Genomic DNA, 26,261 nt, shown 5'->3' with positions numbered 1-26,261 from the left:
TGTTTTAGTATGTGAATAAAAAGTATTTAAAGGAGTTTTTGATGAGATTAAAAAATATTGTTATTACTACATCTGTGTTACTAGGTACAGCTACGGTATCAATAGCGGCAGATTCTGATAATGTAGATATGTCAGCAAACACAAATTCAGCTACTACTCAAAGTAGTGGTTTTACTTCTGATACTTTCATTGCTCCTTTTGCAAATACTTATAGCTCTTTAACAAATAAGGATAATACTTGGGGCTCTCAAGATAGAACTGGACAGTGGTACTTGGGTGTTCAGGCTAATGGCCTTGCAGGAACTCCTAGTTCACCATCAGGTGCAGGAGTTAACTTTATCTTAGGTTACAATATCAACAAATATTTTGCGGTTCAATATAACCAGTTAGTTGGTAGAGATTTTGCTGGTTTAGGCGAAGGTGTTATAAACTTTAGTAATAGTACTATGTTTACTCCATATGCTGCAGGTGGTGCTGGTTGGGCAAACTTAGCAGGTCAAGCAACTGGTGCTTGGGATGTTGGTGGTGGTCTTAAGTTTGAACTTTCTAGAAATGTTCAAGCAAGTGTTGACTACAGATATATTCAAACAATGGCGCCTAGCAATATTTCTGTTACCAATGGTAGAGCAGGTACTAATATGATTGGTGCTGGATTAACGTGGTTCTTTGGTGGCAAAGACAACACTAATAATGATACTAGTAAAATCCAAGATAATGGTGCAACTACAGCTGCACAAACTGTTGCTATGCCTACTATTGATGAGTCTAAGTATGTTTTACCTGCAGGTATTAAGCAGTGTGAAGGTAACTTTAATCTAACTAAAGATGGTGTTGCATGCTATACAGTTAACGGTAATGACGTAACGGTTTACTTAGATACTAAATTTGCTTATGATAGAGCTACTTTAAATTCTAAAGGTAAAAAAGCGATTACATTTTTTGTTAAGTTTATCAAAGATAGTAATATTGCTTCTGTGACAGTTAAAGGTTATGCTTCTCAAGGCCGAACTGGTAATGAATTTGATATGTATAACCAAAAACTTTCTGAAAAAAGAGCAGAAGCTGTTGCTGATTACATGAAGCAACTAGGCTTAGATAGTGAGAAGATAATCACTAAAGGTTTTGGGTACGATAATACCTTAGGAGGTATTCCTAAATCTGACCCACGTAACCAGCGTGTAGAAGCTAGTGTATCAGCTCCTCTTAAAGAAGATAAATAATTCTTAAATTTAAGTTTTCTTATCACATACTTCTCATTCAATTAATTAGAATCTTATAGCTATTTAACTCTATTAGGTTTTCTTTGTAGTATTTGTTTATTAATTACATTACTTTATTCGAGATTTTGTTATTTAATTCTGCAGTTAAATTAGGTGAATGGATATAATTTCTAGCTAGTTAAAAAAACTATTGATTTAATTATTATTTTTAATAGAAATAAGTGGGCTAATAAGCGTAAGCCAAAGTCCTATTTTCTTAGATTGAAAAAGATATTTCTATAGATGGTTGATGAGTTTGTTGAACTACTCAATAAGTTTTTGTTAGATTTATTCAAATGTGATAAAAATAAAAACTATAAGTTTTCAAAACAAGCTAACAAGCTTTAAGTGGTTAAATAGAAATTAACATAATAGGTATTTTTAAATTAGTCTTCTTGTACTTTCAAAGGTTTAATGTAAATATAAGACTATAGTCAAACTAAAGTTCTTTCTTATGAAGTAGTTATTTTAATACAGCTAGAAGTAATGTTCTTTCTATATTGTCGGGATTAATCAAATTTGATACTGATGTTGATTTATCTTCTGTATAATCTAATATTTCAGCTCTTGATACTAGAATAACTGTAGCAGAATTTGATATGGTTATACTAGTTAAACTATCAATAATTTAACTGTTCAACCTTCTTTTTTCTGTGGAAAACTTCTGATCTGGACACTTATAGGGACACAAAAAAGGATTTATTCTTATAAAAACCTTTAAAATAAAAGTTTTTAGTATATTATATCACATCACCAATTTGGAACATTGGCATATACATACTAACTACTAGGAAACCAACAACACCACCTAAAACAATCATAATCAAAGGTTCAAACATTGAGCTTAAACTTCCTACTAATGTATCTACTTCTTCTTGATATACTCTGTTTAGGTTACCTAACATCGTTTCTAGGGCACCTGATTCCTCACCTACGGCAATCATTTGTTCAACCAGAAATGGAAAGCTTCCTGTCTCAATAATAGCTTCTTTAAATGGATGTACCTTTATTAATACTTTTTTTAATATCTAAAGCAGCTTGATCGTACTTTGCATTTCCTGTCGCAAGAGACACCATATCTAGGGCGCGTGTCAAACTCATGCTAGATTGAACAGTTATTTCTAAAGTACTGGCAAATCTTACTAGTGATGATTTAAATATAACTTCACCAATTATAGGTACCTTTAACATAAAATGATCTTGGGCAATTTGGATTTTAGGAAATCTAAATTTTAATGATTTATAGACTGTTATTGTGATAAATATTACTAGAATAATTTTCCACCATGAATTCTGCATAAAGTTAGAGGCATCAACAGTCAATTGTGTAATTGCAGGTAATGGCTTACCAGAATTTATAAACATTGCTGAGAACGCTGGAACAGCAAATGTTAATAATATACCAGTCACACCAGCAGAGATAATACATACTATAATTGGATAAGATAACGCTTTTTTACTTTCTTTTTGATACTCTGTAATGCTTCACGCTGATCAGCAATTTTGTTAAGCATCAGGTCAAGATTTCCTGATTCTTCACTAGCAGTAATAAGACCAACATATAATTTATCAAATATTTTAGGAAAGTTACTGAGAGCTTTTGAAAATGAATCACCACCTTCGATTGCTTGTTTTATTTCAATAGCTAATATTTTAAGGCGTGGATGCTTACGAATCCCCATAATAAATACCTCAAATGATTTAATTATAGGAATACCAGCTTTAGTTATTGTCGCTAGCTGGCGCGTCATCTCTGTAATATCTTGATAAGATATTTTCTTAGGTAGTAGATCTTTAGGTTGTTTTTTGACTTTGATATCAAAGTAGCCTTTTTGTCTTAATTGAATTTCTGCCTTCTCTTTAGTATCAGTATCAATACTACCTTTAGTTTTTTTACCACTTTTTAACTTAGCTTTATAATTCCATGATACAATGGTTATTTTATTTTTATCTTTTTTGCCAAATAGCATATATATTATTTTATTCCTTTTAACTTACGCGGTATGCTTCTTCCATTGATGTCAGACCTTCAGCAACTCTAACTAGAGCTGATTGTCGTACAGTAGCAACTCCTTCTTTTTGAGCCTGTACTGCAATTTCTATAGTGTTCTTATCTTCTAATATCATTCTTGATATTTGCCTAGATACAGGCATAACTTCATACAAACCAATTCTTCCTTTATAACCTTTGAAACACCTTGGGCAGCCTTTAGGATTAGCTTTGTAAATCTTTGCATTTTTTACTTTATCTAGGGTTACACCAAATGTTTGTGATAATATTTCGTCATTAAGACCACTATCTTCGACAAGAAGTGAAAATTCTGTATTGGTATCTGGTAACTTGCACTTAGGACATAGTTTACGAGTTAGACGTTGAGCGATAATTAATGTTATAGATGTCGCAATATTATACCTAGGTAAGCCCATATCCACGAGTCTGTTTAATGTCTCTGGAACACTGTTGGTATATAGTGTTGACATAACTAAGTGACCTGTTTGAGAGGCTTTGATTGCGATCGAACCTGTTTCAATATCTCTAATCTCACCGACCATGATTATATCTGGATCTTGACGTAAGAAAGACTTAAGTGCCGCTGCGAAGGTAAGTCCTTGTTTATTATTAACACTTACTTGGTTAATACCTTTTACAATAAGCTCGACTGGGTCTTTGGCAGTTAAGATATTTTTTCTGGTTCATTAAGAATATTTATACCAGTGTATAAAGTAACAGTTTTACCAGAGCCTGTTGGCCCTGTTACTAATACCATGCCTTGAGGTTGTTGAATATACTTAAGATAGGTTTCTTTTTGTGATTCTGAGAAACCTAATTGTTCTATTGGTATTTGTGTTGAGCTTGAATCTATAATACGCAACTTTTCACCAAAACTAATTGGACATGTACTTACACGAAAGTCGATAGCTTTTCACGTGAGAGAGATATCTTAAATTTACCATCTTGAGGAATTCTCTTTTCAGCAATATCTAACTTGACATGATCTTAAGTCTAGAAATAACCTTTGGAGCTAAATTCTTCTTAGTATTTAAAGTTTCAATTAGAAGACCATCTATCCTATAGCGAATACGGAAGTTTTTTTCATATGGTTCAAAATGTATATCCGAAGCACCTTTTTGGATAGCATCAACTATAGTATTATTAATAAAGCGAATTATTGGAGCTTCTTCATCTTCACCGCTGCCTATTATCGCATCACCTTCGTGTTCTCCCTCTTCAACGAAGTCTATATCAAGCTCAGATCCTGCATCAATTCTTTCATTAAGCTTTGAGTCATCTTCTCTTTGTCCCTCATCTTTAATATACTGTTCATATTCTTCAATTTTTTCTTTAAGATGATTCAGCTCAACAACTACTGGAATGAATGCACAATCATATTTACTACGGAGTTTTTTTAGAATTTGTTGACTTTCAATAGGGTTAGCAATTGCGACATGAGTAGTCTTTTTACGTGTAAAAAGTGCTAAGCATTGATTTTCACGACAAAAATCAATGTCAAAGTATTCTTGAGGTAAAAATTTTACATTTATAGCTGTTAAGTCGATATATTGTAAACGCAGTAATGTTGCTGACTCTATCATGAAAGATTTACTATCAATAATCTCATTTTCAATCAAATATTCTAAAAATCCTTGTTTTGCTAAAGACTTATCGTGACTTATTTCTTCAAGCTGTTGCTTTGTGATAAGCTTACGGTGAAGTAAAAGCGAAGCAAGTTTTTTGCAAATATGTGGATTTTCAATCATCTATTATAAAGTAAACCTCAAATAGTAGTAAAATTATAACATAATTAAGGTAATTATTAAAAAACAAAATATTTAAGTTAAATTGATTAAAATAGCGTATATAATTATAGTTTTTGATGTATAACCAGCGATGTAATTTAATAATGTGAAAATATATGCATGTAGATAAATTTATCTCTCATAGAGGTGCTAATAGTTATTTCATTGAGAATACACTCGAAGCTTTTCAAATTGCTAATAATGCGGGTTTTAATTGGTTTGAAACAGATGTTCAAATGAGTAGCGATGGTGAGTTGTTTCTTTTTCACGATAAAACACCAAAGAGATTTGCTGATTGTAATAAAAATGTCATAGAAATGTAACTAAATGAACTCAAACAAATACAGCTTATTCACCCAATTTTAAAAGTAAAAGCTAAGATTCTAACTATTAGAGAATATCTTGATTGGGCTAGTGAAAATGATGTTTTTTCAAATCTTGAGCTTAAGATAACTACTTAAGACAAAAATTACCAGCAAAAGCTAGTAGAAAAGGTTTTTAAAATACTTCAAGAGTATCCTAAGCTAAAAACAAAGATATTAATATCAAGTTTTTCAAATTTTGTAATGAAAGCTTTAAGAAAATATAAAAACTATCCTCAAGGGAAACTTTTTTATACAATAAATTGGCCTAGGCACTTTGATTATATTGACAAAAAATTACATAAAAATTATAAACGAAATGCTTATCTAGCGATTGTTATTAACTACAGTTGTTTAAACCAGCAAAGAGTCAATTATTTAAAGCGCAAATTTAACAAAATATTTGTGTATTCTGTTTATACTGATTCTGAAGTTAAACAATCACTCACATGGAGTATAGATGCGATATTTGTTGATAAAAAAGAGCAGCTAAATTTAGGTTTATAAATGATCTTTGAGAATTTCTTCTACAGTTATAGTTATCTTTTGATTATAAGGACAACCTTCAGGATAGAAATATTTTAGTTCTATAAAGCCATCCGTGATTCAATATTTGAATGTAATAATAAGAATAAACATCTTTGATTACTTATAATTTTTCTGTTAACAAGCTTTCACCAATATTTATAAATATTCCACTTTTTACGGATAATTTTTATATTTTGTTGCGTATTTGCTAGTTTTAATCCTTCAAGCATAGTGATACATTCTTTAGAAGGACCAAGAAAAACGTAGATATTTCTAAAACATATATTTCTTATGGTGAGCTTAAGGGTGTTAAATATTTGTTTGAAAAGCTAGAAAGTAACGATATGGCAATTTTCTGCTGTCAAGCTGAACTTGAAGAAGTAGCAAATTATCTTGAAGAGTGTGAAAAAACTATTTATCTGTACAACAAACAAACTACGTGGGTTGCAATACCTTCTTCTCTACCAATAAATCCTAATCTTTCAGTTGTAGTCGCCTTGATATTTATTTGGCTGATTTGTATTTCAAGAATATTTGCTAAGCATGCTCTCATTTTTTCAATATGTGGTAGCATCTTAAGTGTTTGAGCAATTATAGTACAATCAATGTTACTTATGGAGTATTGTTTTTCAGAAAGCATTTTTTTTATTTTAGCTAAGAAAAATTTACTATCGGCATTTTTGAATTGATTATCTGTATCAGAGAAATGTTTGCCGATATCACCTAACCCTAAAGCACCAAGAATCGCATCACAGAGAGCATGTATCAGTACATCACCATCAGAATGAGCTTCAAGACCTAGATGGTAAGCAATTTCCACTCCACCAATAATAATATTCTGCTTTGCTGAAGTGAATTTATGGACATCATAGCCATGACCTATACAAAATGACATTATTTTTTATCCTTAATCTTGAGAAACTGGGTAGTTATTAGCTAGCCAATCCTTGATTCCACCTGCTACAGAAATTACATTTGTATAACCCATATGCTGCAAACTCTCGGCAGCTAGAGCTGAACGAAAACCACTACCACAATATAAATAGATTTTTTGTTGTTTGTTAGGTACTAAGTTTTCAATTTTTACTTCAATTTGCCCTTTACTTAAGTGCGTAGCTCCTTGAATATGGAACCTATTAAATTCAGAGTCTTCTCTAACATCAAAAACTATACCATCAAGCTCTTGAGAATTAATCTTATTGTAAAGTTCGGTTGTAGAACATTCTTTTATCTGAGCTTTTGCATTATTGACAAGTCTTAAAAACTCGTTTGGTCTGAACTGACTAGCTGAGACAATAGGGTAGCCTTTAGCATTCCATGCTCTCCATCCACCATTAATAGAGATAACATTTTTATAACCCATCTCTCTAAGCTTATCTGCTACTAAAGCAGATCTAAAGCCACCACCACAATAGAAATATATTTTTTGATTTTTATTAGGAACGGCTGATTCAATAGCACTTTCAATAATTCCTTTACTTAGATGAATAGCATTTGGGATATATCCATTAGTTACTTCTGACTCTTCACGAGTATCTATAAGTAAGCCATCGAGTGTTTGTGTCTCATTCATTTTTTGGATATCATCAATAGTACATTCTTGTATTCTAGATTTTGCTTCATCTACTAATTTTAAAAATCCTGATGAGTGTTGCATAATTTTCACCTTATAATTTTGTGGTTGTTCAACTATTAAATATTTTATATTTTTATCTGCTTAAAGAGAATAATTAAAGGATATAATCTATAATTTGAAAGATAATTATTATGACTGCACTAAATAGTGCAAAATTATTGAGTTTGCTATTTTGCATGGATTTATAAATTATTTGATAGTTATGTTTACGTAAAATTCTGACCATATATAAAGGGCAAGATATAAGCATTATTAGTGAGAATAAACCAACAACAGATAGTGCAATTAAGAAAAGCTTTTTGAAATAATAATTTAGTATTATAGGCAGCATAAAAAGCAAAAAGCTTAGCATGATATTTTTATTAAGTTTTGATAAACTAGTCATCTTAAATCTATCTAATATCAAGTCTTTTAGAGCTAATGAAAGGGTTATAAAAGCTGTAGTTACTGATATTGTAATAAAAGCGTATATAAAACTTATAATCTCAGAGGATTTTATATTTGCTTTGAGAATGTAGATAAGCTGAGTTACACTATCCTCAGAACTAAGTGATTTAAGTATCTCTGCAAAGCTATTTTTACTACCATAAATTGCGATATTGCCAAAGATTGAGATTATCCAGCATATATATATCGCTAATATAATAAGTGAAGCGATTATGATAATTCTTCTAATATCTTTTGGATGTGGTCCTAAATAATTTACAACACTAGGGATTATTATATGTGCTGAAAATGTCGTAGCTAAAATGGGTAGTGCTATTATCAGTTGTTCGAAATTACTAAAACTATAACTACCTAAATTTGTTAAGCGTATTGATTTAAATAGTAATATTATAGTAAAAAGTATGATTATTAATTTTACACTCAGAAAAACCCTATTTAGCCATTCAGCAGAACCTGTACCTTTCAGAATAAAGCCACCGAAAATAATAACAAAGCTTATTTCAATAACTATGTAGTTTATATTTAATAAGCTTTCAAAAGATGAACCTATTGCAGATATGTAGGCTGCTAACATCCCATAAAGTATTCCAAATGCGCAAATATAGACTAAAACAATACCAGGTTTTTTGAAAAGTTTATGGGCTAAGCCTAGATAACTAATACCTTTTTTAAAATGTAAACATGCTTCTGCAACTGCAAGTGTTGAGTATGTCATCAACAGCCACATCAAAAACATAATTATAGAACCAATAATTGCACTGAAGTATGAGAGAATTATTGGTATCGCAAGGATACCTCCTCCAAGCGAAGTTCCTATAATTAGGAATATACAACCAATTTGTTTGTTTATACTTGTCAAAATACTACAAAGCTAGTTTTATAAGTTTGAGTAAATTAAAGCATATAATTACAAGATTATAAAATAATAAATCAAGTAAATGTTACCAAGCTGGTATAGCAGCATCATTTGGATAAAGTTTTTCAGCTAATTTCTTAACTTCATCATTATTGAATGCTTTCAAATATTAATTTAAGCTTAGGATTGTTTTCTTGGGAGTCTTGAACAGTAATTACATTCGCAAATGGAGAATCTTTAGGCTCAACAAAAAGAGTATCTTTAAAGCTTAGGCCAGCTTTAGGGATATAGTCATTATTAATTATACCGATATCTACATCACCTAAGTTGTTGGGTATTTGATCTGCTTGTATAGCTATTATTTTAGGTTCTTAGGGTTGCTAATTATGTTATTAGGAATAGCTTTTTCCATATGATATTATCCTTTAGCTTGATTAGACTAGTATCTTGCAGAATCATCAAAACTCTACCTTGATTTGTAGGATCATTAGGAATTGCGACAGTTGAACCATCTAGAATTTCTTTAATACTATGTATTTCTTTGAAAAAACCTCCATTGGATACAAGAAAGTTTTACCTATATACATTAGTTATAGCCGAACTGTTTGATTTGTTTTTCTAGAAACAGAATATGCTGGAATACATTTGCCTACAATTCACCATCATTAAGAGCTATGTTCGGAATATTATAATCACTGAAAGTTACTAAATTTAAATCAAGATTGTATTTGTCTTTAGCTATTTTTTAGTAAGCTGCGTAATCTTGTGTCTTATGGTGGACTTGTGATATAACCTACAGTTATTTCATTAGAGCTAACTGTCGATGTAGCATTTAGATACAATTGAGTAGCGCTGGCAACTAGTAAAATAGCAGTGACAATCCAAAGTGAGATTAGCTTTTTGGCTAAAACAAGGTAATTACCAAAAGATTGCGTTAGTTGTACGAGTATAACTAGTATAATTATATCACCTAATAGTAGCGTATAATTACCATAGTTATAACCTTTCAAATAGATCAAATCACCAAGACACCACCATCGACTATACCAGCCATAGTAGAGAAACCAATTAGTGAAATACATCTAAAGTCTTGCCCATTTCCGCAATCCTACCTTTATCAATAATCGAAACACGATCACAAATTTTTCTGACTATATCCATTTCATCAGTAATTAAAACTATTGTTAAACCAAGCTCTTTGTTTAGTCTTTTAAATAGAGCAAGGATTTGTTTGGTAGAGGTTGGATCTAATACAGATTTAGCCTAATCAGATAGTAATACAAGTAGGTTTAGAGCAAGTACTCTAAAAGCTATAGAGACTTTTTGCTTTTGACTACCATTAGCTCTTGTGGGTATGCATTTGATTTATTTGCAGCTTAACTAGTTCTAAAAGCTCAAAAACTCTTTTTTGATCTTAGCCTTGGGTATGTCTTGGATCTCAAGTGGTAGAGCAATATTCTCAAAAATATTACGGGATGATAGTAGATTGAAATGTTGAAATATCATCGCTACTTTTTTACGAAATTCGTACAGCTGTTTTGAGTTTTTCTTAGTGATATTCTCATCGGCTATAAAAATTGAGCCGTAGTAGGCTGCTCATGTAAATTTAAGCATCTTAAGAGAGAACTTTTACCAGCGCCACTATGACCAATTATACCAAATATCTCACTTTGTCTGATTTCTAGATTGATGTTATCTAGAACAAGGTTACTATGTATTATTTGTTTTATATTCTTTTTTAAGTTTTAAATTTGAATCATTTTTTGCCTTTGCTTTGTCACCAATTTTACTTTCTTGTCCATTAATTAGTCTTTGGATATTTCCTCCATGCTTTACAAGTATTACTATCGTTATTAGGATAAATGGCGCAGCTATTTGTAAGTTTGATGTAAATACTAATGAGAAACTTGCTATAACAGTAGCTACTAAAGCTGATAATGATGAATAGCGCGTAACTACAGCTACACATAACCATGTGATCACAAAGATTAAGCCTAAGATCCAACTAAAACCAAATAGAGTACCTATAAGTGTTGCAACACCTTTACCACCTTTGAAGCCAAAAAATATCGGAAAAATATGACCAAGAACTGCATAAAGTGCTGTACATGCAGTTATAAACTCATTGTTTGTTAGGACTTTGGCAATAACTACAGGGGCTAAACCTTTGAGAATATCAAATATTAACGTAATTACAGCTAGGACTTTACCACCAATTCTAAGAACATTTGTCGTACCAGGATTACCAGAACCAACGCTACGAGGTGATGGTAATCTAAATATGTAACAAACAATAATAGCGCTGTTTATAGATCCTAACAAGTAAGCAAATATTAGTATACTGAAATTCAAAAAGTTCATAATTTATCCTTTATGATTCTAAAGTTATTATAAACTATTATAGAAGATAATACTATCTAGACAATATTTTAGCTAGCTATTTTTGTTGCTTTGTTATAGGATTAATAGCTTTAAAAACTTATCGATTAATTTTTACTTTAAAAGGTTGATTTTTATGACAGTAATGAAGTTTGAATTGCTTAAGAAAGAAGGTAAAGCTAGAAGAGCAAAAATAAGTTTTCCTCGTGGTGATATTCAAACACCTACATTTATGCCAGTAGGTACTTATGGTGCTGTTAAGTCACTATCTCCTGTCGAGCTAAAAGAGATGGGAGCAGAGATTATTTTGGGTAATACATTTCACTTATGGTCACGCCCTGGAACAGAAATTGTTAAAAAACATGGTTCACTACATCAATTTAATGGTTGGGATAGACCAATCTTGACAGATTCTGGAGGTTTCCAAGTATTTAGTTTAGGCAAAATGCGTAAGCTTACAGAAGAGGGGTAACATTTAAATCACCAATTAACGGTTCTAAAGTATTTTTATCACCTGAGATATCAATACAAGTGCAAAGAGATTTAGGCTCAGATATTGTAATGTGTTTTGATGAATGTACGCCATATCCAGCTACTGAAAAAGAAGCTAAAGAATCTATGGAACTATCTATGCGCTGGGCAAAAAGATCAAAAGATGCTCATGATGATAATCCTTCAGCATTATTTGGTATTATCCAAGGTTGGTATATATGAGTATTTACGAGATGAGTCATTAGCTAAGCTAAAAGAAATTGATTTTGATGGTTTTGCTATTGGTGGCTTATCTGTTGGAGAACCTAAAGAGGATATGATTAGAATACTTGATCATACTGCGCATCAAATACCTGAAGATAAACCAAGATATCTAATGGGGGTTGGCACACCAAAAGATCTAGTTGAAGCAGTATACCGTGGTATAGATATGTTTGATTGTGTTATGCCATCACGAAATGCTCGCAATGGTCATATCTTCACTTCAGAGGGGTGATTAAGATTAGAAACACTAAGTATAAGGATGATACTTTACCATTAGATCCAAATTGTGATTGCTATACTTGTAAAAATTTCACTAAGAGTTACTTACATCATTTCGACAAAACTAAAGAGATTTTAGGTTCCAGATTGAATACTATTCATAATTTGACTTTCTACCAAAACCTTATGAAATCTATCCGTAAAGCTTTAGATGAGGGTAGATTTACAGAGTTTAGAAAAGAATTTTTAGTAAGCTATAAATAGCGTTATTTATCTAAAAATGAAATTAGCAGCTGTTTTGTTTTTATAAATAAATCCGATTCTGAATTTTTTGCTAGTAAGTAGTAAGATCTCTCTGTTGGAGGCTTTTCCTGTTTTGAAATATATAAAAGATTATTTTGTATATATCTTCTATTAAAAGTTTTTCTGTTACAAAAAAGCCAATTCCTGATAAACAAGTTTTAATTGCTTAGAGTGAATTTTTAAAGCATAATTTCTTTTTTGTGCTGATACTTTTTATCTATTATTATATTTACGCCACTTGCTATAATCATTAATAACGAATGTTATTATCAACATAAATTAGATTTTGGCGAGCTATTATTTCAGTGACTGTTTTCCCTCTATAATTGTTGCTGCATACTAGAACTAATTCGCCATCAGCGAGCTTATATTTACTTAAATTATTAAATTCACTTTCAGGTACCATATTTAATACTTAAGTCTATATCATCAAAACCAAAATTAACTTATTTTCCTATTGTTATTAATTGTATCTCTATATTTTCAAAAGTTTCTATAAAACTATCAAACCTTGGTATTAGCCAGTTTGCACATAAGGTAGTTATACAGTTTATAACTAATTTTTTTGTTTTTGGCTCTTTGAAAATTTTTGTTGAATGATATATTTTGGTTATTAAAGGCGCAATTTTTACATAATATTCTTTTGCTAAATCTGTGATTATTAGTTTTCTTTTTTGTTTTTAAAAGAGTTTCTTATCTAGGTGATTTTCTAATTTTTTGATAGATTGACTTACTGCTGAATGAGTTATAAAAAGTTCTTCAGCTGCTTTGGTATAGCTTTTGGTTTTAATCACCGCTATAAAAACAGGTAATGAATTTAATGGTGGTAGGTCATTTCTTTTTACCATTATTAGTAAGTAAAACTTACTTTTTATATAAAAATGAATATGTTTTACATAATATGTAACGTTTGTATTATTTACCATAATTTTTCAAAAAAATAGTGAAAATATGGTTTCTATAAATAACTTTATAAGTTTAGCTTTAATGGTATCATCAGCAACTTTAATTGCTTTTGCATCTTTTGCTATAAAATATTTAGTTATGATTGATGGTATTTATTTATCGATGTTTATTAGCTTTATTGGTGGCAGTATCTTAATGTGGTGAATTGTAAGTATTTTTTCCTTTACAAAGATTATTTCTAGTGGTTGGAGATTGATATTTACTTGATTAATATTTAGTTTTTGGCTCAAATATTTCTTTTTATTAGCTTAAGTAAAGGATTGTTATTGAATTACAATATTATTATTTAATACTAGTCCACTATTTATCCTTATATATGTTTTATATTTTTTAAGCAAAGATAGTCATTTTAATTTTACCTGTATATTAGTTAGTTTCTTAGGGATTTACCTGATTTTAGGGAATGGTAGTGGTAGCCTTAATATATATGCGTTGACCGCTATTTTTTCTGGTGTTTTAAATGTAGCTTCTCAAATGTATTATATAGTGCTAGTCAAAAAGAAAATATTTTATTATGAGCCTTTGGATATATATTTATAGGAGTAATAATGTTAGTGTTTCTACCATTTAATATATCTTCTATTAGTTAATACAAATAATTTATTCACTCAACCTTAATAATATGGGCATGTATAGCTATAATAGTATTTAGTATTAGTGCACAGATTTTTTAGGGTAAGAGTTTTTAAATATACCAAAAATCCCTCTTTGATTGCGCCAGTAATGTATTTTTCGGTAGTAGTTGCGGTGATTTTAGATATTGTTTTTTTATAATACATCAATGGGTTATTTAGAAATATGTGGAATCTTAATGATATGCATCTTTAGCATATTATTGGTAATTAGAAAATCTTAACTGGGGGAATGAAATGGAAAATACATTTGTAATAGTTGCCCGATTTTATAAATGAAATTGTCAATAAAAATAGCGCTTTTGGTGTTCATAATGCTCAAAGAATTAAAGATGATAAAACTATGCAAAAAGCTAACAAGTTAATAGCTTGGGCTAGGGCAAACAATATTCAGATAGCTTATGTACACGTCAGCTTTCGCAAAGATATTATTAATAATGTTCTAAAATTTCATCTATGTTTAAACTAGCCACTAAAAACAAAGTTTTAGAGCTTAGTACTTGGGCAACAGAATTTAATCCACAAATAGATGTTCAGTAGCATGCTATTTTTATTACAAAACATTGTGTAAATGCTTTATTAGTACAGATCTAAAGCTTATATTACGAACAAATAAATATTGATCATGTGATTATCTGTGGGGTATCGACTAGCTATGTATTAGAGTCTACAGTTAGAGAGCTATATGATCGTGATTTCAAGGTTACAGTGATAACAGATGCATGTAATACTGCGAGTCAATAAGCTCATGAAGCTAGTCTAGCAAACTTAAGTAGAATTGCTGAAACTGTAAATATTGACAATTTTATTTCATGTTAATTTATTATAAATGAAGTCTGATAATTTCCTCTGTATCGTAATATAATACACTATATTACTGAGCTAATAAAAATAATAAACGCGAGAAATCATGAAAAAGAAAATTGTAGTTTTCATGGCAGTATTGATATCATGTTATTATTTAATAGTTGTTATTCCTTTAATGACACTAAGAATTTGTTGTATCTGCAAGCATATTTTAATAATTGTAAAGTTAAGAAAATTAATGATTATCATCAAGAGATGAGTCGTTATTATGCAAATTTTAAAATTAATGATCAAAATAAATTGTCTTTTAGCTAATACTTTTTATGTATTTGCGATAAATCAATAATTGATTTGTAACTAAATATATTAAAGAGAAATCTAGTAGCTATACTGATTAAGCTAATTGGAGCTTATATTTTAAAAACTTTAAGGGCTAGAAATACTTTTATTAGCTTATTACTAGTCTTTAATTGATAAAGCATTACTACTAAGGTAAAATTCTTACGTTTTAAATTTAAAATCCTTAGGAGAAAAATGAAAAAATTATTATTGGCACTATCTGCAATTGTATTATTTGTATCAACTTCATTTGCACAAGGTGCGGAGCAAAGTGTTGGTAGCCCACTAAGCTCAATTTTAATGCTTGTGGTATTTTTTGCTATACTCTGGTTTTTGCTAATTAGACCTCAGCAAAAGAAAAACAAAGAGTTACGTAAGATGCTATCTGAACTATCAAAAGGTGATGAGGTTGTAACTAATGGTGGTGTGGTAGGCAAGATTGCTAAAATAGATGAGACGTTTGTTGATTTAGAAGTTGCAGAAAATGTTACTATAAAAATCCAAAAAAATGCTGTAGCAAATATTCTACCTAAAGGTGCTACTAAAGCTTAATTAACTATTCTACAAAGTCTTTTTAATTTTTTCTTTTTAATAAAGGAATTTTCAATGAGTAATAACAGAAGTCTACCTATAAACCAGTTTCCACTGTGGGAAAATCTTTTGATCTTAATTATCTTAGGATTAGCGATCTTTTATGCTTTGCCTAATATTTTTGGTAAAAGTCCAGCTTTACAAATATCGAAAAAAGATGGTGATGTTACTACTCAATTATTGGTAAATATTGAGAAAACACTAGCTGGAGATAAGCTTAGCTATCAAAGAGCTAGTATAGCTGATGATAAAAGTAATATTACAATAACATTTAAAGACGTTGAAGAGCAGCTAAAAGCTAAAAAAATACTAAAATATAGTTTAGGTAATGACTATATTATTGCTATGAATATGCTCTCGAACTCACCTAGTTGGTTATCAGCATTAGGTGCTAAGCCTATGAACTTAGGACTAGATTTGCGTGGTGGTATGTATTTGATACTAGAAGCCGATACAAAAACAGCTATCGATGCTCAACTAAATAATTCCTTAAATATAATTCTAAGTGCTGCTAAAGATAATCGTATACATATATTAAGCTCAACAAAAACTGAAGAAAAATCAACTATCAAAGCGCCACAAAATTATTTTGATAATGGTTTTGTGTCCATAACTTTAGCAAATTCCTCTTATGTTGATAAACTTAAACAGTATTTAAGTACTGATTTTAGTAAGACACAAGATCCTAAGATAATCTACACCAATAAGGGTAATATAGTATTTATTTCTTATAACAGTACTAAGATTCTCCAGCTTAAGCAAGATGCAATATCTCAAGTTGTGACAGTTATGCGTAATCGTATCAACGCTTTAGGTGTGGCTGAGGCATCTGTTGCTCAGGCAGGTGATAATCGTGTTGTCATCGAAATACCAGGCTTGCAAGATGCTACCCAAGCTAAGCAAATTTTAGGAGGTACTTCTACAGCAAGTTTTTATTTAGTAAGTCCTGTCGCAGATAGATTAGCAGCTGCAGAGCAGGGTTATAAAGTTTATGCTCTAGATAATGGTAGAGGTTATCAAAGCTACTATAGCCTAAGAGACGCTGCTGTTGCTGGTGGCGCTGATATTATCAGAGCTAGTCCATCTATTGATCGTCAGACTGGGACACCGATAGTGATGGTTGAGCTAGATAGAAGTGCAGTAAGTCATTTTAGACAGATTACAGGCAAAAATATTGGTAACCAAATGGGGGTAATGCTTGTTAATACTACTTATGAGAAAGTCAAAGATAAAAATGGTAAAGAGAAGAATGTAGTTAGTAAAACTGAGAAGCTAATCAATGTTGCTACAATCCAATCTGCACTAGGCTCACAATTCCAGATCACTGGTCTTAATCAAAAAGAAGCAAATAATCTTGCCTTAATGATTAAATCAGGAGCGTTACAAGTGCCTGTACATATAGTTCAAGAGCAGCAAATAGGTCCAAGCCTAGGTAAGGACAATATTGAAAAAGGTATGCTATCTATCGTGATAGCGCTTATCATTGTCGTAGTATTTATCTTAGTTTATTATCGCGTTTTTGGAGTTATAGCTAATATTGCGTTAGTGATGAACTTAATCCTAATTGTTGCAGTGATGTCTGTTATTCATGGTGCTACTTTGATACTACCAGGTATTGCTGGTATTGTTTTAAACTTGGGTATGTCAATAGATGGTAACGTACTTATATTTGAACGCATTAGAGAAGAGATTCGTGCTGGTATGCCTCGTCAAAGTGCAATACATATTGGTTATGAGAAAGCGTTTACAACAATTGTAGATTCAAATATTACAACTTTGATTGTTGCGGTGATACTTTTCTTCATAGGTAGTGGTGCAGTCAAAGGTTTTGCAATTACATTGATGATAGGTATTGTGACATCTATGTTTACATCTGTTACTGTTTCAAGAGCGATGACAAATTTTGTTTACGGTAAGAGAAAGAAACTAGAAAAAATCTCTATAGGCATATAATTTTAGGTTGGTTTTATAATGGAATTTTTTAAGCAAAAAACAAACATAGATTTTTTAGGAATTAAAAAACATACAACAGTTTTTTCTGTAATAATTATTATTGTGTCATTATTTTTTATCTTTACTAAAGGTTTAAATCTTGGTTTAGATTTTACAGGTGGTTCTCAAGTACAAATTCAGACATCTACTAAGTCACAAGACTCTGAAATTATGACTAAAGAGTTAGTCAAAGCTGGTTTTGAACATACAATGATTACGACTTTTGGTGATAATAATAATTTTCTCATTAAGTTTGCTCCCAATGAGGTTAATACAAAAGCAAAAAACTTAGAAGATGCGCAACAATATCTCAAACAGCAAGTCGCAAGCTCGCTAGATGCGAAAGTTCAAAGTGTTAATTACATTGGTCCACAGGTTGGTAAAGAATTAGCAAGTAATGGTGTTTTAGCAATCATAATAGCGATGGTATGTATCTTAATCTACATAAGTGCTAGATTTGAGATGAAGTTTGGTATTAGTGCTTGTATAGCATTACTACATGATCCAATAGTTATCTTAGGTATATTTGCGGCGTTTCAGTTAGAGTTTGATTTAACTGTGCTAGCAGCGGTATTAGCTGTGATTGGCTACTCATTAAATGATATAGTTGTGATATATGACAGAGTGCGTGAGAACTTCAGAAAAATGCGTAATGCTAGTATTGTAGAGATAGTTAATAGAAGTATTAATGATACTTTATCAAGAACTATCTTGACTTCTGGACTAACAATGTTGGTTGTAGTAGTACTATATCTATTTGGTGGTAGCTCAGTACATAACTTCTCGTTAGCTCTAATCTTGGGAATTGTAGTAGGTACATACTCATCTATATATATCGCTAGTGTGGTGGCGGTTGCTCTAGGTTTAAATAGAGAATCTTTACTTCCAAGGCAAATATCTAAAGAAGATACTCCTATTCTATAAGTCATTATTGTAGCTGTTAATTACTAAATAGTGTATAATTAAAGTGAAGAACGAGTAAAAGGAGTATTAATGAGAAAATTAGTTTTGGCGGGCTTTATACTTGCTTTTGGTGTAAGTTTTAGTTTAGATATGTCTGATAGTAAGCCAGTACAATCTCCAGCACAAAAGCAAGATGCTGATCATTTACATAAGTTGGTTAGTATCTATAGCAAAGAAGATCATACTTCTAAAGTATCTGCACTAATAACTTTTGAAAATCAAGATAATTACAATATCTTTTATTGTAAGCAAAATAACTGGTGTGAAGTTATTGATAAAAATAATGGTGATACTGGCTGGATAAACTTAGATAAACTAAAGCAAGCCAAAGAAAAATTTGCTAAGTATATGCATAAGCAAAATACAATAAAAGGGTTAGAAGAGTATACGAAAGTTCAAGATCAAAAAATAGCTCAATTACATGCTATGATGATGCAGATGCAACAAGACTTTGCTTATGCATTAGAGCAACAACAAGCTCAAATCAATCAGCTAAAGCAAGCATATACTTATTATCAATAGTATAAGGAAGCCATATGGCTAACAAAAAATTATTACCAGCTACGAAAATGAAAACTCTACCGGTTGTATCTGATAATAATCTTAGTACATATTTGAATTTTGTTAATACTTTACCAATGTTATCACTCGAGCAAGAGCAAGAGCTAGCAAGATGCTATAAATACAAAAAAGATTTAGATGCTGCACAGCAACTTGTGTTATCCCATTTGCGCTTTGTCACTAAAATAGCAAGAAACTTTTCAGGCTATGGACTTTCAATAGCAGATCTTGTCCAAGAGGGTAATATTGGTCTTATGAAGGCTGTAAGTAAGTTTGACCCTGATCAAGGTGTCAGATTAGTATCATTTGCGGTTCATTGGATCAAGGCAGAGATGCATGATTATGTCCTTAAAAACTGGAAGATTGTCAAAGTTGCTACTACAAAAACACAGCGCAAATTATTTTTTAATCTTAGAAGTAGTAAAGGTAAAGTTGGCTGGTTAAGCTCGGAAGATATAAAAGAATTAGCCGAAGAGCTAAGTGTCAAAGAAGAAACTGTCATCGAGATGGAGAAAAGAATGTGTCAGGGTGATGCAAGTCTTGATTTGCCATATACAGATGATGATGGTGAGCAAACTTTGCAGCAAAGTTTATATTTAGAAGATAAACCTTCAAACATTGAGCACCAAATTATCCAGCAAGATTATTATAATAACTTCAAAGTGGTTGTCAAAGATGTTTTGAGTGGTTTTGATATCCGTACAAAAGATATTATCATATCACGCTATCTACTTGATAACAAGACAACTCTCCAAGATTTAGCTGCTAAATATAATATCTCAGCTGAAAGAGTGCGCCAGATTGAAGAAGATGCACTAGCTAAGCTTAAAAAAGCTATCAAGACCCGCTCTTAAATTTTAGCTGTTTACATAATTAATTATTCAAAAAAATACTAGTAGTTATGTTAATATAAACATCAATGTAATTTTTGAACTAAATAAATGAAAGATTTTATCCCGCAAATAAAATCACAGATAAATCAGCAAGTATATTTAGATGGCTCAAAGAGTATATCAAATAGATCACTGATAATCTCAGCGATGGCACAAGGTCAGACAAAATTTGAGAATTTGCCCAATAGCGCTGATGTCTTAGCGTGTGTTGCAGCTCTAAAGGATTTAGGCTGTCAAGTTGAGCATAATCAGGCAACTAAATCGCTACTTATCAATGGTTGTGCGGCAAAGTTTAATAATGATTATGCCAAGATATTTTGTAATGAGTCAGGTACTTTGACAAGATTTATAATACCAATGTTAGTGGTGCAGCCTACAGGTAAATATTATGTATATGCTAAACAAAGAATGATAGATAGACCCTTAGCAGATCAGCTAAGACCACTTCAAAAGCTAGGTATGATAGCAAACTACCATCAAAAGGATCATGCTATGCCTTTGACAATAGTAGCTAGATCATTAAGTGGTGGTAATATAGAAGTTAATGGTGAGAAAAGCTCACAATTTGCTTCAGGTTTGTTGATGGCAGCACCATTTATGCACCATGGTCTAAGATTAAACTCTATCACAGATCACAAGCAACCATATCTAGATATGACAACAAAAGTTATGGCAGAGTTTGGTGTGACAGTTGATATTGATAAAAGTATCTATACTGTCAAAAAATCACAATACATCTCTCCTAGTAACTATGTGGTTGAGCCAGATGTTTCAACAGCATCGTACTTTTGGGCATTTGCAGCTATTACTGGTTCAACTATTAAGGTTATGCATGTTACTAAAAAGTCTAAGCAAGGTGATATCAAATTCTTAGAAGTACTTGAAAATATAGGTTGTCAAGTTAACTACTGTGATGATGGTATAGAGGTTACAGGTAGTGATAAACTTCGTGGTATACAAGTTAATATGCGTAATTTCTCTGATACTTTCATGACACTTGCAGCTATTGCTTGCTTTGCTAAAGGTGATACGCATATCTCAGGTCTTAGTCATACACGTGGTCAAGAATCAGATCGTATCGCAGCTATGGCAGAGGGACTTACTAAGCTTGGTGTCTATGTAGAGACAACTCAAGACAGTATTTTAATCTCACCAGCTAGAAGTCAATTTAAGCCAGCTGAAGTTAATAGTCATAATGATCATCGTATCGCTATGTCTTTGGCGCTTTTAGGGTTAAAATATCAAGGTGTAATAGTAAATAATGCAGCGGTTGTAAGCAAAACTTGCTCTGATTATTTTGATAGAATGAGAGTATTGGTAGAGTAGTGATGTTAAACAAAGAGCGCATTATAACCAGATATCTAAGTCAAAGATGGTATAAAAAGGCTCTTATTATAACAGCTACAGAGAGTAATTATTTTCATAATATGAACGTCCTAAAACTAGTTGCATGTTCAGGATATCTAAAAACTCAGCCACCGCTGGGATGTGTTTTTGATATTGAGGCTTGGCCTTTCGAACATAAGTTTTTTGATCTTATTATTCTTGATGAGAGTTTTGTCAGTTGTCCAAAACAGATGAGAGCATTATTTAATCAATTACATTTCTGTTTGGCAGATGATGGTGAGGTTATAGTGGCTTGCCTCGGTGGTATTAGTCTATATGGGATATTATCACGGTTTTTAGCGAATGGTTTTAGCAGTAAAAAAGTTAGTCTAATAAACTATACTAATAACTTTATAGTAAATATGCTCAAGAAAATAATTAGTAGAAATTATGTTGTAGTCTTTAAAAAAGACAATTATTTTAGGGTTGACGCTTTGAATGTCAGCGAACTTGTTGATGAGCCGATAAAAGCTAAAATCTATAGTGGTGGTTGTGCTAGGGAAGTATATGGAAATTTTCAAAAAGAAAAATAGTGTCATTGCCTACACAGATGGTGCTTGTAAGGGTAACCCTGGTGGTGGTGGCTGGGGAGCTATCCTTAGTTATAATGGTGTAGATAAAGAAATATATGGTAATGAAAAAGATACTACAAATAATAGAATGGAGCTAATGGCAGCAATCAGAACTCTTCAAGCACTTAAAAGAAAGTGTGATATAACAATTTATACTGATTCTAAATACCTACAAAACGGTATTAACCAATGGTTGGCAAACTGGAAAGCTAATGATTGGAAGACAGCTGCTAAGAAAGAAGTCAAAAATAAAGATCTTTGGCAAGAGCTTGATAGTCTGACAAACAAGCATAATGTAACATGGGGTTGGGTAAAAGGTCATAGTGGTAATGCTGGTAATGAAAAAGCAGATGCGTTAGCAAATAAAGCTATTGCCGAGCTAATAGGGAAGTAAAATGGAAAATCGTGCTAATAAAAAAATTCTAGTTCTATATACTGGTGGCACTATAGGAATGGTTAGTACTGAGCAAGGATATGATGTCAAACCAAGTTACCTTAGCAAGACAATTGAAGGTATTAGAGATTTTTATCATTATAATATGCCGCAATTTGAGATTAAAGAGTATAGTAATCTTATAGATTCATCAAATATTAATCCTAAAAAATGGCTTTCATTAGCTCTAGATATCATTAGAAATTATCAATATTATGATGGTTTTGTAATCCTACATGGTACAGATACTCTTGCTTATACTGCTTCTGTACTATCATTTATGCTGGGGGAACTTCAAAAGTCAGTAATTGTCACAGGGTCACAAATTCCGATATCTAAGATTAGATCAGATGCAATATCAAATATTCTTAATAGTCTAATATTTGCTTGTAGTGATGATATCAAGGAAGTGTGTGTGTATTTCAATCAAAAGCTAATGCGTGGTAATAGAACTACAAAAATATCAGCGACTGAGTTTGATGCTTTTGCTTCACCAAATTATCCTACATTAGCAAGGGTTGGTATAGATATAGTTGTTAAGCAAGAAAAATTATGGCATCGTGCAGATGCGTTTAGTCAACCTAAGTTAGAAACTTTTGGTGTGCCAAAGATTGCTATTTTGAATGTCTTTCCTGGGATAGGTAATGATATTATAGAAGCTATACTTGAACCACCACTACAAGGCTTAATTCTCAAGACTTATGGTGCTGGTAATATGATTAACGACCCAAATATACATGCGACACTTAAAAAAGCTAATGATAGGGGAGTTGTGATAGTCAACTGTACGCAGTGTTTGTATGGTAGTGTCAAGATGGATGCTTATAAGGCTGCTAGAGGACTTATTGAAGCAGGTGTCGTTTCTGGTTATGATATGACAGATGAAGCAGCATTAGGCAAACTGTTTTATCTATTAAGCCAGCCAAATATGACACAACAAGATGTCAAAGAAGCATTTAATGTTTCTTTACAAGGCGAAGTAACTATATACGTAAAATATGAATAGTAAAAAGCTTATACTCATAGCTAATACTAATAATAATTCAAGGAGATAAAATGAGTGATATTTCTGAGTTAATAAAAGGCAATAGAGCGTGGGCTGAAGATATCAAAAAAACAAATCCTGAGTTTTTTGAAACTTTATCAAAAGGTCAGTCTCCAGAATATCTTTAGATAGGTTGTTCAGATAGTCGTGTGCCAGCGAACCAAGTTTGTGGTCTGATTCCAGGTGAGGTTTTTGTACACCGTAATGTTGCAAATGTCGTTTCACTTACAGATTTAAACTGTTTGTCAGTGTTACAATTTGCTATAGAGGTTTTAAAGGTTAAGAAAATCATAGTTTGTGGTCATTATGCTTGTGGTGGTGTTGAGACAGTCGTTAAAGATAAAAGCTATGGTCTAATCGATAACTGGCTAACATCTATTCATGAAGTAAAAGAGCAAAACAAACAGTTCATCGAAGAGTCGCTATCTTGCTACAAAGATAATCAAGAAGAATATATAAAGAAAAAAGTAGATATGATGTGTGAGCTAAATGCACTTCACCAAGCTCTAAATCTTTGTAAAACTACAGTTGTTAAAAATGCGTGGGCAAAAGGTCTTAAGTTTACTATTCATACGGCTATTTATGGTATTGGGGATGGTAAGCTATATGAGATTGGTGGTGGTGTAGGCTCAAGAGCTGAGATGGATACTACTTATGTTCAAGCTATCAAAGATATCAAGTCTAGATATTGTCATAACCAATCTTGTTCACTATAACGCTTAATTTTCTATAGAAAAAAATCAAGTAAAATATTGCTAATATAGATAAGCTAATAACTTAGATTAAGAGTATTATTCAATAAGCATCAATATATGCTGAGCATTTCTGACACCTAGTTCAGCAGCTTTCTTGTAATAATACATTGCCTTTTGTTTATTATATGGCACACCATTTTGTTCTTCGTTATAGTATAATGAAGCTAATTTGTAGTATGCTTGACCATAGCCTTTATCTGCAGCTTCATTGAAATATTTGAGTGCTTCTTTATATTCTTTGTTATTGTAGTAGTATTCACCGGTATAGTATATTGCGTAGACATTCACCAGCTTTTGCTGATTGCTCAAGTTTGTAGAATGCCTAAAATCACCTTTTTGGGCAAATACCTACATTCTATGGATTTTCTCCTCATGTGTTAGTTGGATTTTTTCAGCTTTTTGTCGTTTTTTATTTTGTTGCTTTTTTAATGAGTTATGTTTTTGAGAGGCTTTTGGCTGTTTTATTGGAGTCTCTATCTGATCATAAAGTTTAGGTAATAGCGAAGATGCTTTAGGTTTGTTGTTTTTGATTATTGTTGCCAATAAATCTTGGCTAATTTTGTCTTTGCTATTGTAATAGTAGTAGACGATACCTTCGTATTTGTTATTGTTAGCTTTATCAGCAAAATCAAATCGTAGTGATGATTGATTATTTTTGAGTTTAGCTAATATCAAAAAGTCATCAATATAAATATTATCTAAATTGTCACCCGTTTTTATAAAGTTTGTATCAACTTCAACCTCAAGAATATCTTTATAGAATTGCTGTAGCTGACCTTTATTAGCATTAAAAAGGTTTATATATATCAAACCATTTAGATTTTTAAATTTTTGCTTAGGTATTGATAGTCCAACTTCTTTCTTTTGCTCAATTTGATCAAGTTTTTTGGCTTGTTCGATTAGCTTTTTGCGTTGTTGCATCTGCATTTTTATTTGCTGTTGTCTCTGCTCTTCAAGCTCTTTTAAACACTGTTGCTTTACGCGATTTTCAACATCGACAATTTCTTTCTTAGCAAGTTCTGATACCTTAGGGTCAGAGCTATATAATAAATGTTTGCCATAGCATTAGTGCTCTATAATTATCACCAGCTTGGGTAAAATCACGCGCTTGAACAATTATCGCTGGTTCATAACCCTCAGCTGCAGGCAGTCATAAGGTATTTAGCCATTAATGAGTCATCAGTAGCGATAATACTGCCATCTTTGTAGCCTAGGTATATATCATACAATATTTCTGGCTCAACTACCGAAATCATGTGATTGTTAGAATTAATAAGATCAGCTAATGCTATTACAGAGTCTTTGTAACCAAGATCATATGATTTCTTAAAATATTGTATGGCTTTTTTATTGCTTTTATTAACACCTAAACCATCTCTATACAAAGTGGCTATTTGAAAAAAAGCTCTTGGATAGTTTGCGTTAGCTGTTTTTTTATAGTTTTTGTAAGAGTGATAGTAATTTTTCTCTGTGCCTAAACCATATTGGTAAATATAGCCTAGATAAAAGTAGTCTTTAGCTGTAGATTGATCATTTTCGGCAACCACTTTGAGAATTGTAAAAGCGTTTTTATAGCTATTTTTGTTTTGGTTTTGGATATCTGCAAGAGCTGTCGCATAGCGCTCCAGAAAAACTGATGTCTATAGCTTAGGTAATTATTGATACCAAAAGCACAACTACCAATCACAGTGACTAAAACTAAAGCTTTGATAATATTTTTTTAGTAAGCGCTATAGGGCCAATTTTCTTTGATTGTTTAGGGATATTCTCTTGTTCAGACATC

17 protein-coding genes and 11 pseudogenes are annotated in these 26,261 nt (G+C 31.6%); 17 read left to right on the top strand and 11 right to left on the bottom strand.

The window, feature by feature from the left end:
* Window positions 1-41 precede the first annotated feature (41 nt).
* Window positions 42-1,220, top strand: a complete 1,179-nt coding sequence (locus C9379_RS05125) for an OmpA family protein (protein ID WP_318263235.1) — start codon at window positions 42-44, stop codon at window positions 1,218-1,220.
* Between the two features lie 779 nt (window positions 1,221-1,999).
* Here C9379_RS05125 and C9379_RS05120 read toward each other — a convergent pair.
* A pseudogene (locus C9379_RS05120) lies at window positions 2,000-3,229 on the bottom strand (type II secretion system F family protein).
* 19 nt (window positions 3,230-3,248) lie between these two features.
* Window positions 3,249-5,018: pseudogene (locus tag C9379_RS05115) on the bottom strand (ATPase, T2SS/T4P/T4SS family).
* A gap of 155 nt (window positions 5,019-5,173) precedes the next feature.
* On the opposite strand from C9379_RS05115, the pseudogene C9379_RS05110 reads away from it, so the two are divergent.
* A pseudogene (locus C9379_RS05110) lies at window positions 5,174-5,926 on the top strand (glycerophosphodiester phosphodiesterase family protein).
* On the opposite strand, the pseudogene C9379_RS05105 reads toward C9379_RS05110, so the two are convergent.
* The 7 genes and pseudogenes from C9379_RS05105 to plsY form a co-directional block, all read right to left on the bottom strand.
* Window positions 5,921-6,222: pseudogene (locus C9379_RS05105) on the bottom strand (competence/damage-inducible protein A); the annotation flags it as partial. The pseudogenes C9379_RS05110 and C9379_RS05105 overlap by 6 nt on opposite strands.
* A 140-nt stretch (window positions 6,223-6,362) precedes the next feature.
* A complete protein-coding gene (gene ispF / locus C9379_RS05100; RefSeq protein WP_143384610.1) occupies window positions 6,363-6,842 on the bottom strand; it encodes a 2-C-methyl-D-erythritol 2,4-cyclodiphosphate synthase in 480 nt (159 codons plus the stop codon).
* A 12-nt stretch (window positions 6,843-6,854) separates the two neighbouring features.
* Window positions 6,855-7,604 (bottom strand): rhodanese-like domain-containing protein, encoded by a 750-nt coding sequence (locus tag C9379_RS05095; RefSeq protein WP_318263236.1) that lies wholly within the window; start codon window positions 7,602-7,604, stop codon window positions 6,855-6,857.
* Window positions 7,605-7,677: 73 nt separating this feature from the next.
* The gene (locus C9379_RS05090; RefSeq protein WP_143384612.1) at window positions 7,678-8,889 is read right to left on the bottom strand and encodes an aromatic amino acid transport family protein; all 1,212 of its coding nucleotides are present in this window, start codon (window positions 8,887-8,889) and stop codon (window positions 7,678-7,680) included.
* Between the two features lie 82 nt (window positions 8,890-8,971).
* Window positions 8,972-9,967, bottom strand: a pseudogene (locus tag C9379_RS05085) (MetQ/NlpA family lipoprotein); the annotation flags it as partial.
* A 487-nt stretch (window positions 9,968-10,454) separates the two neighbouring features.
* A complete protein-coding gene (locus C9379_RS08835; RefSeq protein WP_425536933.1) occupies window positions 10,455-10,538 on the bottom strand; it encodes a hypothetical protein in 84 nt (27 codons plus the stop codon).
* 58 nt (window positions 10,539-10,596) lie between these two features.
* Window positions 10,597-11,247: a glycerol-3-phosphate 1-O-acyltransferase PlsY gene (gene plsY / locus C9379_RS05075; protein WP_143384613.1), complete on the bottom strand. Its 651-nt coding sequence runs from the start codon at window positions 11,245-11,247 to the stop codon at window positions 10,597-10,599.
* A 154-nt stretch (window positions 11,248-11,401) separates the two neighbouring features.
* Between plsY and tgt the strand changes: the two are divergent.
* A pseudogene (gene tgt / locus C9379_RS05070) lies at window positions 11,402-12,504 on the top strand (tRNA guanosine(34) transglycosylase Tgt).
* A gap of 2 nt (window positions 12,505-12,506) precedes the next feature.
* Here tgt and C9379_RS05065 read toward each other — a convergent pair.
* Window positions 12,507-13,391, bottom strand: a pseudogene (locus C9379_RS05065) (LysR family transcriptional regulator).
* Between the two features lie 103 nt (window positions 13,392-13,494).
* On the opposite strand from C9379_RS05065, the pseudogene C9379_RS08830 reads away from it, so the two are divergent.
* The 14 genes and pseudogenes from C9379_RS08830 to C9379_RS05000 all read left to right on the top strand — a co-directional run bounded on the left by C9379_RS08830 (window position 13,495) and on the right by C9379_RS05000 (window position 24,439).
* A pseudogene (locus tag C9379_RS08830) lies at window positions 13,495-14,365 on the top strand (DMT family transporter).
* A 35-nt stretch (window positions 14,366-14,400) separates the two neighbouring features.
* The gene (locus tag C9379_RS08825; protein ID WP_425536924.1) at window positions 14,401-14,610 is read left to right on the top strand and encodes a hypothetical protein; all 210 of its coding nucleotides are present in this window, start codon (window positions 14,401-14,403) and stop codon (window positions 14,608-14,610) included.
* A 143-nt stretch (window positions 14,611-14,753) separates the two neighbouring features.
* The gene (locus tag C9379_RS08820) at window positions 14,754-14,885 is read left to right on the top strand and encodes a cysteine hydrolase family protein (protein ID WP_425536932.1); all 132 of its coding nucleotides are present in this window, start codon (window positions 14,754-14,756) and stop codon (window positions 14,883-14,885) included.
* Between the two features lie 166 nt (window positions 14,886-15,051).
* Window positions 15,052-15,263: pseudogene (locus tag C9379_RS05050) on the top strand (hypothetical protein).
* A 219-nt stretch (window positions 15,264-15,482) separates the two neighbouring features.
* Window positions 15,483-15,839 carry a preprotein translocase subunit YajC gene (yajC, locus tag C9379_RS05045; protein WP_143384614.1) on the top strand — a complete coding sequence of 119 codons (357 nt, stop codon included), beginning with the start codon at window positions 15,483-15,485 and terminating at the stop codon, window positions 15,837-15,839.
* Window positions 15,840-15,893: 54 nt separating this feature from the next.
* Window positions 15,894-17,831, top strand: coding sequence for a protein translocase subunit SecD (secD, locus tag C9379_RS05040; RefSeq protein WP_143384615.1), 1,938 nt, complete (start codon window positions 15,894-15,896; stop codon window positions 17,829-17,831).
* Window positions 17,832-17,849: 18 nt separating this feature from the next.
* Window positions 17,850-18,794, top strand: coding sequence for a protein translocase subunit SecF (gene secF, locus C9379_RS05035; protein ID WP_143384616.1), 945 nt, complete (start codon window positions 17,850-17,852; stop codon window positions 18,792-18,794).
* A 69-nt stretch (window positions 18,795-18,863) separates the two neighbouring features.
* On the top strand, window positions 18,864-19,355 hold the full coding sequence (locus tag C9379_RS05030) for a hypothetical protein (RefSeq protein ID WP_143384617.1): 492 nt from the start codon (window positions 18,864-18,866) through the stop codon (window positions 19,353-19,355).
* 14 nt (window positions 19,356-19,369) lie between these two features.
* Window positions 19,370-20,248, top strand: a complete 879-nt coding sequence (gene rpoH / locus C9379_RS05025; RefSeq protein WP_143384618.1) for an RNA polymerase sigma factor RpoH — start codon at window positions 19,370-19,372, stop codon at window positions 20,246-20,248.
* An 87-nt stretch (window positions 20,249-20,335) separates the two neighbouring features.
* A complete protein-coding gene (gene aroA, locus C9379_RS05020; RefSeq protein ID WP_143384619.1) occupies window positions 20,336-21,613 on the top strand; it encodes a 3-phosphoshikimate 1-carboxyvinyltransferase in 1,278 nt (425 codons plus the stop codon).
* Between the two features lie 2 nt (window positions 21,614-21,615).
* Window positions 21,616-22,206 (top strand): class I SAM-dependent methyltransferase, encoded by a 591-nt coding sequence (locus C9379_RS05015; protein WP_143384620.1) that lies wholly within the window; start codon window positions 21,616-21,618, stop codon window positions 22,204-22,206.
* The gene (gene rnhA / locus C9379_RS05010) at window positions 22,181-22,639 is read left to right on the top strand and encodes a ribonuclease HI (protein ID WP_318263238.1); all 459 of its coding nucleotides are present in this window, start codon (window positions 22,181-22,183) and stop codon (window positions 22,637-22,639) included. Before C9379_RS05015 ends, rnhA begins: the two co-directional genes overlap by 26 nt.
* A 1-nt stretch (window position 22,640) precedes the next feature.
* Complete coding sequence (ansA, locus tag C9379_RS05005) at window positions 22,641-23,684, top strand: asparaginase (protein WP_143384622.1); 1,044 nt, start codon at window positions 22,641-22,643, stop codon at window positions 23,682-23,684.
* A gap of 50 nt (window positions 23,685-23,734) precedes the next feature.
* Window positions 23,735-24,439, top strand: a pseudogene (locus C9379_RS05000) (carbonic anhydrase).
* A gap of 75 nt (window positions 24,440-24,514) precedes the next feature.
* Here the strand turns inward: C9379_RS05000 and C9379_RS04995 are convergent.
* Window positions 24,515-26,260 (bottom strand): annotated as a pseudogene (locus C9379_RS04995) (tetratricopeptide repeat protein).
* Window position 26,261 lies beyond the last annotated feature (1 nt).

It is taken from the genome of Francisella-like endosymbiont (genome assembly GCF_003069505.1).
GTDB lineage: Bacteria > Pseudomonadota > Gammaproteobacteria > Francisellales > Francisellaceae > Francisella.
This window is presented reverse-complemented; position numbering and strand designations above follow the sequence as displayed.